This is a genomic window from Pantoea sp. AN62 (assembly GCF_050432985.1).
Classification (GTDB): Bacteria; Pseudomonadota; Gammaproteobacteria; order Enterobacterales; family Enterobacteriaceae; genus Pantoea; species Pantoea brenneri.
Map to the genome: position 1 here is coordinate 43107 of NZ_JBNPYB010000018.1, position 12615 is coordinate 55721.

14 protein-coding genes are annotated in these 12615 nt (G+C 56.5%); 4 read left to right on the forward strand and 10 right to left on the reverse strand.

Features of this window, described 5'->3' with window-relative positions; genetic code table 11:
- The first annotated feature begins 163 nt into the window (after positions 1–163).
- The 4 genes from radC to mutM all read left to right on the forward strand — a co-directional run bounded on the left by radC (position 164) and on the right by mutM (position 2364).
- The gene (gene radC / locus FHW04_RS19630; RefSeq protein ID WP_031375148.1) at positions 164–820 is read left to right on the forward strand and encodes a RadC family protein; all 657 of its coding nucleotides are present in this window, start codon (positions 164–166) and stop codon (positions 818–820) included.
- A 240-nt stretch (positions 821–1060) separates the two neighbouring features.
- Complete coding sequence (gene rpmB / locus FHW04_RS19635) at positions 1061–1297, forward strand: 50S ribosomal protein L28 (protein ID WP_006121249.1); 237 nt, start codon at positions 1061–1063, stop codon at positions 1295–1297.
- Positions 1298–1317: 20 nt separating this feature from the next.
- Positions 1318–1485 (forward strand): 50S ribosomal protein L33, encoded by a 168-nt coding sequence (rpmG, locus tag FHW04_RS19640; RefSeq protein ID WP_001051798.1) that lies wholly within the window; start codon positions 1318–1320, stop codon positions 1483–1485.
- 69 nt (positions 1486–1554) lie between these two features.
- Complete coding sequence (gene mutM, locus FHW04_RS19645) at positions 1555–2364, forward strand: bifunctional DNA-formamidopyrimidine glycosylase/DNA-(apurinic or apyrimidinic site) lyase (protein ID WP_031375147.1); 810 nt, start codon at positions 1555–1557, stop codon at positions 2362–2364.
- Here mutM and coaD read toward each other — a convergent pair.
- The 10 genes from coaD to rfaF form a co-directional block, all read right to left on the reverse strand.
- A complete protein-coding gene (gene coaD / locus FHW04_RS19650; RefSeq protein ID WP_031375146.1) occupies positions 2361–2840 on the reverse strand; it encodes a pantetheine-phosphate adenylyltransferase in 480 nt (159 codons plus the stop codon). The two genes, mutM and coaD, sit on opposite strands and share 4 nt — an antisense overlap.
- Positions 2837–3613, reverse strand: coding sequence for a glycosyltransferase family 2 protein (locus FHW04_RS19655; RefSeq protein WP_031375145.1), 777 nt, complete (start codon positions 3611–3613; stop codon positions 2837–2839). The genes coaD and FHW04_RS19655 overlap by 4 nt, the downstream gene beginning before the upstream one ends.
- Positions 3613–4887, reverse strand: coding sequence for a lipid IV(A) 3-deoxy-D-manno-octulosonic acid transferase (gene waaA, locus FHW04_RS19660; protein WP_031375144.1), 1275 nt, complete (start codon positions 4885–4887; stop codon positions 3613–3615). The genes FHW04_RS19655 and waaA overlap by 1 nt, the downstream gene beginning before the upstream one ends.
- Positions 4888–4979: 92 nt before the next feature.
- A complete protein-coding gene (locus FHW04_RS19665; protein ID WP_089562343.1) occupies positions 4980–6113 on the reverse strand; it encodes a glycosyltransferase family 4 protein in 1134 nt (377 codons plus the stop codon).
- The gene (gene rfaQ, locus FHW04_RS19670) at positions 6106–7182 is read right to left on the reverse strand and encodes a putative lipopolysaccharide heptosyltransferase III (RefSeq protein ID WP_089562342.1); all 1077 of its coding nucleotides are present in this window, start codon (positions 7180–7182) and stop codon (positions 6106–6108) included. Before rfaQ ends, FHW04_RS19665 begins: the two co-directional genes overlap by 8 nt.
- A 73-nt stretch (positions 7183–7255) precedes the next feature.
- Positions 7256–8305: a glycosyltransferase gene (locus FHW04_RS19675; RefSeq protein ID WP_069729260.1), complete on the reverse strand. Its 1050-nt coding sequence runs from the start codon at positions 8303–8305 to the stop codon at positions 7256–7258.
- Between the two features lie 209 nt (positions 8306–8514).
- Positions 8515–9507, reverse strand: coding sequence for a glycosyltransferase family 8 protein (locus FHW04_RS19680; protein WP_031375140.1), 993 nt, complete (start codon positions 9505–9507; stop codon positions 8515–8517).
- A 9-nt stretch (positions 9508–9516) separates the two neighbouring features.
- On the reverse strand, positions 9517–10593 hold the full coding sequence (locus FHW04_RS19685; protein ID WP_031375139.1) for a glycosyltransferase family 9 protein: 1077 nt from the start codon (positions 10591–10593) through the stop codon (positions 9517–9519).
- Complete coding sequence (rfaC, locus tag FHW04_RS19690; RefSeq protein WP_046289515.1) at positions 10590–11567, reverse strand: lipopolysaccharide heptosyltransferase RfaC; 978 nt, start codon at positions 11565–11567, stop codon at positions 10590–10592. The genes FHW04_RS19685 and rfaC overlap by 4 nt, the downstream gene beginning before the upstream one ends.
- On the reverse strand, positions 11555–12613 hold the full coding sequence (gene rfaF, locus FHW04_RS19695) for an ADP-heptose--LPS heptosyltransferase RfaF (protein ID WP_089562340.1): 1059 nt from the start codon (positions 12611–12613) through the stop codon (positions 11555–11557). Before rfaF ends, rfaC begins: the two co-directional genes overlap by 13 nt.
- Positions 12614–12615 lie beyond the last annotated feature (2 nt).

Genomic DNA, 12615 nt, shown 5'->3' on the forward strand with positions numbered 1-12615 from the left:
ACTGTCTGCCGCCTGCCGCGGCGAATGCACGGACTTTATCACAAAAGCAGTGACGCGCCTTTTCACTGCCTGCGTTTGCGAGCCATCTCGTAAAAAGTCACGCTGCTGATGGTGGCGTTGCGCCAGATGGGTCACTCTGACGTTCGCCACAGGGAGAATGCAGATGAAAAGTATGGCACCGCGGGAGAAGCTAAAGCAGCAGGGCGCACAGGCGCTGAGTGACGTCGAGCTGCTGGCCCTGTTTCTGCGAACCGGCACGCCGGGACAGAACGTGATGGCGCTGGCGCAGCAGATCGTGCAGGAGTTTGGCTCGCTCTATCACATTATGACCGCCAGCAAAGCCGCTTTCAGCGGCATCAAGGGCGTCGGTGATGCCAAGCTGGCACAGCTGCACGCGATTGCGGAACTGGCGAAGCGCTTTTTTGCCAGCCAGCTGGCCCGCGAAAGTGCGATGGAAAATCCTCAGGTCACGCGGCATTACCTGCAAAGTCTGTTAGCCCGTCAGGAGCGTGAGATCTTTATGGTGCTGTTTCTTGATAATCAGCACCGGGTGCTGGTGGCGCAAAAGATGTTTTCGGGTTCCATCAACAGCGTAGAGGTCCACCCGCGCGAGATCGTACGGGAGGCGCTTAAGGTCAACGCAGCCGCACTGATTCTGGCGCATAACCACCCTTCCGGGATGGCGGAACCGAGCCGGGCTGACCGCGATGTGACGCGAAAAGTCAGCGAAGCCTGCCAGTTGCTCGACATCCGTTTGCTCGATCATCTGGTGATAGGTCATGGCGAATATGTCTCGTTTGCTGAGCGAGGCTGGCTTTAACACAGCAAAAATTCGCGCCAGGTGGCGGCTTTTTACCCGATCATTCGGGATCTTTATCTGTTCGGGACTTGAGCACTTGGGCTGAGCGGCGTATACTACGCCACCTTTGAGAATCTCGGGTTTGGCGGTTAGGCCAGCTTAGCGGGTTCCATGGAACTCGCCTGGCGGGCTGCAAGCCTGACGAGGCGGCCAAAACCTAATTTTTAAAGCTCGAGCTGATTTGATTTTTGGAGAATAGACATGTCACGAGTCTGCCAGGTAACTGGAAAGCGTCCGGTGACCGGTAACAACCGTTCCCACGCAATGAACGCGACGAAACGCCGTTTCCTTCCGAACCTGCACTCACACCGTTTTTGGGTTGAGAGCGAGAAGCGCTTCGTTACTCTGCGTGTATCTGTAAAAGGTATGCGTATTATTGATAAAAAGGGCATTGATACGGTGTTAGCCGACATGCGTGCCCGTGGTGAGAAGTACTAAGAGTACTAAGGAACTGAATCATGGCTAAAGGTATTCGTGAGAAGATCAAGCTGGTTTCCTCTGCTGGTACAGGTCACTTCTATACCACCACGAAGAACAAACGTACTAAACCAGAGAAGCTGGAACTGAAAAAGTTCGATCCGGTTGTACGTCAGCATGTGATCTACAAAGAAGCTAAAATTAAGTAATTTTAGTGTTCTGCTAAAAACCCGGCTCCGGCCGGGTTTTTTGTTTGTGCAATCCGCTGAGGAGAGGTTATGCCAGAGTTGCCAGAGGTTGAAACCAGCCGTCGCGGTATCGAACCGCATTTGGTCGGTGAAACCATCCTTCACGCCGTGGTGCGTAATTCACGTCTGCGCTGGCCGGTTTCGCAGGAGATCCTGTCGCTGAGCGATCAGCCGGTACTCAGCGTGCAGCGTCGGGCAAAATATCTGCTGCTGGAGCTGCCGCATGGCTGGATCATCATCCATCTCGGGATGTCCGGCAGTTTACGTGTGCTGCCAGAAGAGTTGCCGGCCGCCACCCATGACCATGTTGATTTAGTGATGAGCAATGGCAAAGTGCTGCGCTACACCGATCCGCGTCGCTTTGGCGCCTGGCTCTGGAGCAGCGATCTGGCCGGCAGCAGCGTGCTGGCGCATCTGGGACCGGAGCCGCTCAGCGACCAATTTGATGGCGCTTATCTGTTCGAAAAGTCGCGCGGCAGACGGACGCTGATTAAACAGTGGCTGATGGATAACAAAGTGGTGGTCGGCGTCGGCAATATTTACGCCAGCGAGTCGCTGTTTACTGCCGGGATCCTGCCCGATCGACCTGCCGGCAGTCTGTCGCAGTCAGAGGCCGGAGTGCTGGTCAATACTATCAAAGCGGTGTTACTGCGTTCCATCGAGCAGGGCGGAACCACGCTGCGTGACTTCTTACAGAGTGACGGTAAGCCGGGGTATTTTGCGCAGCAGCTGCAGGTTTATGGCCGGGCCGGGGAACCGTGCCGGGCATGTGGTACGCCGATTATCAGCGGCAGACACGGGCAACGCAGCACTTACTGGTGCCCGAATTGCCAGCACTAAGCTAATTTAGCCAGTAACGCCTGATAGACTGGCGCGGGCAGGAAGGCGGTAACATCGCCACCGTGACGCGCCACCTCTTTGACCAGCGAAGAGGAGACAAAAGAGAAGCCTTCCGACGGCATCAGAAACACGCTCTCCAGCGTCGGCAGCAGGTGACGATTCATGTGCGCCAGCTGCATTTCATATTCAAAGTCCGACACCGCGCGCAGTCCACGAACCAGCACGTTAGCCTGCTGAGAGCGGGCGAAATTTGCCATTAAATCGCTGAATCCGACCACCTCAACGTTAGGCAGATGTGCCACTACCTGGCTCGCCAACGCCACACGCTCGTCCAGACTGAACATCGGCTTCTTGCTGGGACTGGCGGCAATCGCCAGCACTACCCGATCAAACATCTGCGCGGCCCGCGTCACAATATCGAGATGTCCCAGCGTAATGGGATCGAAGGTGCCGGGATAAATGGCTTTAGTACTCATACTCGCCCTTTTGCCGATGCGTGATTCAGCGCCCACAGCGCCGAATACTTGTTAAAGGTATATTGTGCGTTAACCACCGCCAGGATCCAGCCCTGTTTGCCATCCAGAAAGCCCGCGCGTAACAGCAGGGTTTTTACAAATGCACCCAGCGTATGGCTGAAGATAGAAAACAGGCCGCAGCGTTTACCGCGCTGATAACGTTCCGTCGCCCAGGCTTCGGCATACGCCAGTTGCTTGCGCTGAAAGGCGATCAAATCACGACAGGTCAGGTGTTGCAGATCTCCCTTCAGTGCCACCACCGGCGCGTCTTCGGCGTTCAGCGATTCATGCACCAGGTTGTCATTGTAGTGCAACGTCGGGGGATAAAGCCGCATGACGCGGTCAGGATACCAGCCGCTGTGGCGCATAAAGCGGCCCAGAAACAGGTTGCTGCGGCCAAGGCTGTAAACCGTGCGGCTGGGTGGGGCGATCAATACCTGCTCAATGGCGGCGCGCAGCTCTGGCGTCACGCGCTCATCGGCATCGATCATCAAAATCATGTCGCCGCTGGCGTAACGCTGCGCGCGCTGGCGTTGTATGCCGTAACCCTGCCAGTTATCGCTGCGAAACACCTGCGCGCCCGCCTGGGTGGCAATTTCCACGCTGTTATCTTCGCTACCGGAATCCAGCAGGATAATCTCATCGGCCCAGCTGACGGAGGCCAGACAGTCAGGCAGCAGTTCCGCTTCGTTTTTGGCGATCATCACCACTGAAAGACGTTGGCGTGTTGGCATCAGTGGGCCCGTGGCGGTAAATGGGGTTCGAGTAACTGCAGCAGACGTTGCAGCGCGCCCTGGTTCTGATGCAGCACGTCCACCGCGTGGCGTCCGTAATAACGACGATAGTCATCATCCTGCAACAGGTTGGTGACCTCTTTTTCCAGCGAAATCACGTCGGTGACGGTAATCAGACCCTGGCCCTGTTGCAGTTTGCTGCAGATATCTTTGAAGTTCCAGGTGTGCGGCCCCATCAGAACCGGAATCGCATGTGCAGCAGGCTCCAGTGGGTTATGTCCGCCCCGTTCAACCAGGCTGCCACCGACAAATGCCAGATCGGCAATACCGTACAGCAGCATCAGTTCACCCATCGAGTCACCAATCACCACCTGAGTCGAGCCAGAAGGGATCTCACCGCTGCTGCGCAGGATAAAGCTGAAGTTACGCTGCTGGGTCAGTTCGCGCGCATCGTTGAAACGTTCGGGATGGCGGGGAACCAGAATCAGCAGTAAATCCGGGAAGGATTGCAGCAGTCGGCGATGCGCATCGAGCACGATCGCCTCTTCGCCTTCATGGGTGCTGGTGGCAATCCACACCGGACGCCGCGGTGCCCACTGACGGCGCAGCGTGACGGCTCTGGCCGCCAGCTCTGGCGTCACTGAGATATCAAATTTCAGGCTGCCGGTAATCGCCAGCTGCGAGCGCTTCAGGCCCAGCTCAAGGAACCGGTCACCATCTTCACTATTCTGCGCTGCAATCAGCGTGATGCTCTGCAGCAGCTGACGCATGAATTTACCCAGCTTGCGGTAGCCTTTTGCCGAACGCGCCGAAAGACGGGCGTTGGCGATCACCAGCGGAATATTGCGCTGATGCAGAATGCGGATGATATTGGGCCACAGCTCGGTTTCCATGATGATCACCAGCCGTGGGTTGACCGTATCGAGGAAACGATTAATCGAGCCTGGCAGGTCATAAGGCAGATAAACGTGATGCACATCTTTGCCAAACGCCGATTGCGCCCGCTCTGAACCGGTTGGTGTCATGGTGGTGACGGTAATCGGCAGGGTAGGATAACGATGACGCAACGCACGCACCAGGGGGATCGCCGCCAGCGTTTCGCCGACCGACACCGAGTGCAGCACAATACCGTCTGGCTTAACTTTGCCGACACAATAGCCATAGCGCTCTGCCCAGCGTTTGCGATAGGCCGGCGCTTTACGACCGCGCAGCCACAGGCGCAGCCAAATCAGTGGCTGAATAAGATAGAGCAGTGCGGTGTAAATGGTCGTCATAGTTACCGTTACGACACGTTCGCGTCTAAAACCAGATTAAAATCAGATGGCGGCATGTTATCAGAAACCCTGCATCCACTCATCCCACATTGTCAGTTGCTTCGCAGCACCTGTTGATACAGCGAAGTCAGCGAGCTGGCCAGTCGCTGCGGCCCATAAGGTTCAATTCTGCGCCGTGCCGCTTCGCCCATGCGTGAGTCGACTGAAAGCGACGGTATCGCCTGAATCGCCTGATTCAGTCCATTGATATCCAGCGCATCACAGACGAAACCTTGCTGACCGGCAGTAATAAATTCCGCGCCGCCGCAGCCGGTGCTGGTAATTACCGGCAGGCCACAGGCCATCGCCTCCAGCACCACATTCGGGAAAGGATCGTAGAGCGTGGGCAGCAGTAAACCATCGGCCGCATGATAGAACGGCTGCACATCCTGCTGTACGCCGACAAAACGCAGGCGATCCAAGCAGTTAAGCTGATTCGCCAGCTGCTGATAGCGCTGCAGCTGTTTATCCTGACCGACCACAATCAGATAGCGATCGCTGCCGGCCAGCGCTTCAATCGCCGCTTTCAGCCCTTTACGCTCAAAACCAGAGCCAACATAGATCAGCACAGTCGCGCTATCGGGCAGCGATAACTGCTGACGGGTCGCGTGGCGGGTGGCGTCAGTTGCGGGCTGAAAACGGCTGCTGTCGATGGCGTTATGGATGACGTGGATTTTTTCGGCACCGAGTGAGAAGCAGCGCAGGATGTCGCGTTTTACCATCTCAGAGTTACAAATGACCGCTTTCAGCGTGGGCGAATTAAACATCTCCGCTTCCGCCTGCAGCACATAGCGATGGTAAGGGCTGAGGCTGGCGCTCAGGCGCTGCCAGGACGAAACGATACGCGCACGCTGTTCCAGCCAGACGCGGTGGACACCATCGCCGGCCCGAAAAATATCACAACCGGCGATGCGCTCATGGCTTTGCACAATGTCGAATTTTTCCCGTTCCCAGCAGGCGCGGGCCGCACGGGCAAATCCACGTTCGCGAGAGACCCGTCCCAGTTTAGGTGGGTTACAGATGTGCAGGTGCCAGTCAGGATGCGGCGTGCCCTGCCAGCTGCGCGTGATGATGTTGAGATCCAGCTGTTCGCTGCCCAGCGCTTCCAGCGCTCGCGAGATAAAACGCTCAGCACCGCCATCAGGCCGGTATTTCTGCCGGACAATCGCCAGCCGTAACTTACTCATTCAGATAGCTCCTTGCCGCCGCGACCACATCCTTAACCGGGATGGCAGACAGATAACGCTGGTCAGTTTTGGTATCAATCGAGTCCGGTGACGGCAGCGGACCATAATCGCCCGCCCAGATGACGTGATTATTGTCGCCCCACGGCCGCCAGTGCTGCAGCTTGGTCGGGCCAAATAGCGCAATACAGGGCGTGTTCAGCGCGGCCGCCATATGCATCGGGGCGGAGTCGACGCCAATAAACAGCCTGGCATGATCGATCAGCGCCGCCAGCTGCGGCAGTGTGAACTGGCCTGCTAATGACACCACATACGGCGAGGTGCACAGGGCCTGGATGCGCTCGATCATCGCCAGTTCGTGTTTATCCGGTCCGGCGGTCAGCACCACCGGACGTTCTGGCTGCGCCAGCTGGTCGATGGTGGCGGCAACGCTCTCCTCTTCCCAGCATTTAAAGCCCCAGCGGGAGGTCGGCTGCACCACGATAAACGGCGAGGCGATCTGCTTCTCCGCCAGTCTGGCGAGCACGTGTTGACGATCGGCTTCGCTGTAGTGCATCGAAACCCGCGCGCCCTCGCTGCTGATGCCGAGCGGGGCCAGCGCGGACATATTCTGCTCCACGGTATGCAGTTTGCTGTGATTGAAAGTGGGCACCAGCTGGTTATGGCACAGCCGCCAGAACAGGTTGTCGCGCTTTTTAAACGCGAAGCCGATGCGTATCGGCGCGGCGGAGAGCAGGGTGATCAGGGCGGCACGCCATTGATCGGCCAGATTAATCACCAGGTCGTAATGGCAACCCCGTACCGCACGAATCAAGGCATATTCATGGCCCAGCTTGCGCCAGCCACCTTGCTGCTTCCACTTACGGTCAATCACGTGCAGATGGCGGATGTCCGGATGCGCTTCCAGCATCGGACGCGTTTCCTGATAAAGCAACACGTCGATACTGGCCTGCGGATAACGCTGGCGAAGGGCGTTGATCGCCGGCGTCGTCAGCAGCATGTCGCCATGATGGCGCAGCTTGATGAGCAATATATTTTGCGGAGAGACGTTTGCTGGAATCGGACTGGCCATAAACAATTGTTCTCAAATTTTAGTGAACCGATTGTAGGGCAAACCCTTTTTAGGATAAAGCCAGCCTCAAGGGTTATTTGTAACGCCAGCGATAGAGACGACTCAGCCACAGCAGTAGCTGATACCACTGCTTAATCCCGCGGGCATTGCGTAGCATTCGGCGATGCGTCTGGCTGGCAAACAGGTCGGCGATAATCGCCCGGCGTGCGTCACTATCCGGCTCCCGACGTACGCTATGACAGACGCTGAGCGCTTCATGCGTCACCTGATAATGGAACGATGGATAGATTTTTACCTTGCCGCGGTAGCGATGATTCAGCGCTTCCAGCATAGCGGCAATCTTCAGATAGTGACGCTGGTATTCGACATTACGCTGGCCGGTGCGCTTGCGGTTGCTGATTGAGGCGTCATGCATGTAGTAGCGGTACAGCACCGCATCGGTATAGCGCACGCGTTTCGCCAGCAACATGAATTCAGTGGTCCACGGAATGTCCTGATGGTGCAGCCCTGGCTCAAACAGCAACTGATGCTGTTCAATCAGCGCACGACGGTAAATGCCCAGCCAGACCACATGCATATAGCGGTGGGTTTTTAACGCGGTATTCAGCCAGTCGGGACCGCTCAGTACGCCGGTACTGCGCAGGCGGTCCAGCGGAATCAGCGGCTTCACCCGCTGGCTATGTTTGAAATACCATTCGGCATTGCACTGTGCCGCATCCAGATCGTCCTGTTCCGCCAGCGTCACCAGCGTCTGGTACATTTCCGGTTGCATGGTGTCATCAGCATCCGGAAAGGTGACATATTTCCCCTGCGCGATCGCCAGGCCAGCATTACGCGCGCGTGAGACGCCGCCGTTTTCCTGATGAATGACCCGAACGTGGGAGTGATGTTGGGCGTAATAGTCGGCGCGCTCACCGGAACCGTCGGTTGAACCGTCATCGACAATGATGATCTCCAGAGACGTCAGCGTTTGCGCCAGCAGCGACTGCATGAATTCATCAAACATGCTGCCCGCGTTGTACATAGGCGTAATGATACTCAACAGGGGAAGGGCACTCATGACAACGTTTGCGCCTGTGCAGAGTGAAAAGCGAAAGGGGTTTGCCTCATCATCATAAACCAGGTCCAGGCCAGCAAAATAAAATAGGGTGACTGATGATTATAAAACTGACTCTGGCCCAGGCTGAAGTAAATCACCGGAATTGTTAACAAAAACGCACGCAGAGTCTCTTTTTCCTGAAGCGGTATGCCTGAAACGTGGAATAGCGAACGCCCGTCACGCCACAGATACGTCAGGTGACACAACCGGTAGCAAAAAATGTCCGCGCCGCGCTAACCGAAAAACTTGTGCCGGACATAGTTCATCATCCAGCTGACGCTTTCCGCATATTGCTTCTGATACCACTTAATCCGGGCGAAGCGCTTCATCTCTTTATAATGCTGCGGTAAATCCAGTGACTGAGCGGCCCACGGCGATCGCTGATAGTAGTCGTAATAAAGCAACGAAAGATCGCTACCGCCCCAGGCATGCCAGGGTTTGCATTTACCGGTGTAGTGAATCATCACGGTATCGTTCGGAACCTGGAAGCGGTGCCAAACCTTGTTCGCGATGATGTCGTAAATGTGGTTGTAACGCTCCGGCAGGATCAGTACTTCATCTTCCAGCACAATGTTCAACGCATCCTGATCGGGAAAACCAAACTCCGCTCCGCGGGTGACGAGCACCTCGGTAATGCGGGCCGTGGTCTGACGCGCCATCCAGCGTGGAATATTGATCAGCATAAAGCCGGAGTTGAAGTAGTTGTTGCCCTTGAGACCGAGCTTCGGACACTGATTCTGACGCGCCCGTGGCGTGTCGTTACAGGCACACAGCGTGTAATCGGCAATATCCAGGGTGAATAACGGCGAATAGTCACCCACCACCAGCGTATCGGCGTCGATGTAGATCACCCGATCGCTGAAGCGCGCCACGGTTTCGGGGATCAAAAAACGATAATGGATGCTTTTTGGATAGCGTCCGACCGCCGGCAACTGATCGACCCAGGCACTGTTGAAAATGTGTAGCGTAATCGCCAGCCGATGACCGGCCGCCAGCGAGCGTAATTTTTCGACATCCTGCTCGCTTAGCGAGTCTGAAAAGATATGAGCGTGGAAAGCGGTATCAGGATGATGGCTGAGTAGTGAAAATAACGTAATGCCCAGACCACGCGCGTAGGCGTGGTTGATGCCAAAGGCAACGTGCACGGGATTTGCATCCGTATCAGAGAGCGTGTTGACCAGGAGCTTACTTTGCTGAACAGCATCAGCAACAGGGGTAATTGCCATTACGCTTCACTATTCCAGGTTATGAGTAATAAACGCTTGTATTCTAGTCAGTTTATCGTGATCCAGCCCAAATAATTTTTCAGCGGGCTGATCAAAGCGAAAACGCGTGGCAAAAACGAATGTCGACGCAGCAACATTATCGGGCCCGATAAACAGCACATTGTTGACCGGACGCTGTTCCCTGACTTCACAAGGGCCATAAAGCATGATCACCGGTATCTGTTGCGCATCGGCAATATAGGCATTGCCGGAGTCAGATGAGATATAGAAATCCATCTGCGCGATGGCCCAGGGCACCTCTTCTAGTTTTAGCTCACCAATCAGGCTCACGATATTTTCTTTCGGGCCGGTTAAGCTCAGCAATTCATCCAGCCACGGCTGTTCAGCAGGCGGCCCGAACACATAAAAGGTACAGGGCAGGTCGGCCAGCGCTTCCATCAGTTGCTGCCAGACACTGGCGGGAATAGTTTTCGCCCGGTTGCCAGCGGAAATACTGATGCCGATTTTAATGCCTTCACGCGGAGTCAGCAGCGCAGCGGGCGGCGCGGGCGGCTGCCATAGCGGCGACGTGGCGTGCTTAGGAAAATCGGTATAGCGGTACTCGCGATTAATCAGTTTCAGGTAGCTGTCGAGGGTTAAATCGGTTTTAGCATGATCCACAATGCCGCTGGCGCTGCGATAGAACACCGCGTGGTAGGACTTACGCACATAGGTGCGCAGAAACTGTTTGTTCGGCGCGTTACACAGCGATGCAAAAAACAGGTTTACGCTGTTGGGCTGCACCAGATAAACATTGTCATAGCGGTTCATCAGGATGAACGCCAGTTTAAGCTTGGCAAAGAAGCTGCGCTTCGCCTCTTCGATCAGAAAATAGCGGCTGACGGTATCATCATGGCGCACCAGCGGTTCTACCGCCTTACTGATCAATAATTCGGACTGACCCAGCGCGCGCAGCATCGGTGTGATATTAATGAAATCACCGATTTTTGCCGTCTGGATAATTAGATTGCGCCCGGTCGGCCGGTAAAACAGCCGCATCAGCGTGCGAAACGGCACCAGCAGCAGATAGATCAACACATAGTTCATGGCCTGTTTTCCGTAATAACGGCCTGCAGTTTCTCTGCCACCGCGTCGGCAGTCAGCTCCGCCAGATTATGATTCGGGGCGCTCAGCGCCTGTTGATTCTGACCGTAACCGCCGATCAGGCCTGGGTCGGTCGGGCCATACAGCGTCAGGTTAGGGCGATCCAGCGCGGCGGTCAGGTGACTTAATCCGGTATCGACTGACACTACCGCACGCGCGCCAGCCAATTGCCGGGCAATCGCCTCCAGCGTCAGTTTCGGCAGCACATCGACGTGGTCAAATCCTTCAGCCAGGCGCTGCGCACGCTGGTGCTCATGTTCTGCGCCCCACGGCAACTTAACCCGCAATCCGCTTGGTTGCACCCGTTCAATCAGCTGTCGCCAGTGCGACTCTGGCCAGTGCTTATTGTCACGCGTCGTGGCGTGCAGAAACACCAGATAGTGCTGGGCATCGGCAGGCAGGTGATGCAGGAAATGTCCGGCAATCGCATAGTCGCCCTGGCCGTGCGGTTTCTCATAGCCGAGACTTTTAGCAAACAGTTCGCGCGTCCGCTCGACGGCGTGCTGTTGCTTGTTGACCTCGTGCCGCACGTCATACCACCAGCTGGCAAACGGTTCACGGGCGCTGCGGCTATCCTGGCCATGCTTAACGCCTTTTGACAACCGCGTCACCAGGGCCGCGCTTTTGATCAGCCCCTGCGCATCAATCACAATATCGTACTGACGTGACTGTAACGCGCGCTTAAACAGCACGCGCTCTTCACGTTGCTGGCTGCCAAACCAGTGTTTGCGCCAGCGGCGGATCGCTACCGGCAGCACCTTATCCACTGCAGGATGCCAGCCGGGGATCTGGGCAAAGTTCTCTTCCACCACCCAGTCAAAACGGATGCCAGGAATAGCGTGCATCGCATCGGTCAGCGCTGGCAGCGAATGCAGCACGTCGCCCATTGAAGAGGTTTTAACGATCAGGACGTGCATGGCACCTCCTGCGGCGCGTCGAGTAATGCGGTAAGGGTCTGATGCACGCGCTCAGGTTGAATGTCGATCAGGCTCTGATGATATCCCTGTTCGGCATCGCCTTTGCGTACTTTGTGATAGCCGCTAATCAGGCGAATAACCCGCGCCTGGCGAGCCAGCGGTGGCGTAAAGTCGGGGCTGCTTGGCCCGTAGAGCGCGACCAGCGGACGGTCCAGCGCGGCGGCGATATGCATCAGCCCGGAGTCGTTACTGACCACTGCCCGGCACTGTGCCAGCAGTATTACCGCCTGCTCCAGCTGGGTTTCACCGGCCAGATTACGGCAGTGAATGCGGGCTTCTTGCGGCAGTGCGGCGATAATCTCCTCACCGGTCGGCCGATCTTTTGCCGAGCCAAACAGCACAATCTGGAATCCTTCTGCGATCAGCTGTCGCGCCAGCGCAGCGTAATGGTAGTGCGGCCAGCGTTTTGCCGGACCAAATTCGGCGCCGGGACAAAAACCGATGATCGGACGCGTCGCCGACAGCTGAAACTGCGCGGCGGTTTCAATTTTCTCCTGCTCCCCGACCTGCAGCTTCGGCCACAGCAGCGGTTGCGGCAGCTGCTGCGCCGACGCGACCGGCGTGTCATAGGCCAGCGCGACGTAGCGTTCGACCATCAGCGGGAAAGCGGCTTTATCCAGCACCCGCAGATCGTTCAGCAAGCCATAGCGCATTTCGCCGCGCCAGCCGACGCGACGTTTGATCCCGGCGAAGAACGGCACCAGCGCCGACTTAAACGAATTCGGCAGCACATAGGCGCGGTCATAGTGGCTGGCGCGCAGCGTTTTGCCTAACCGACGACGCTCGCCAATTTCCAGCGCGCCATGGCCAAGCGGCATCGCCAGCGCCTGATTCACTTCCGGCATGCGTGACAACAGGGGACGACACCAGGCCGGTGCCATCACATCAATCACCGCATCGGGATGCTCGGCCTTGAGCGTGCGATAGAGACTTTGCGACATCATCATATCGCCGACCCACGACGGGCCGATTACCAGAATTTTCATCG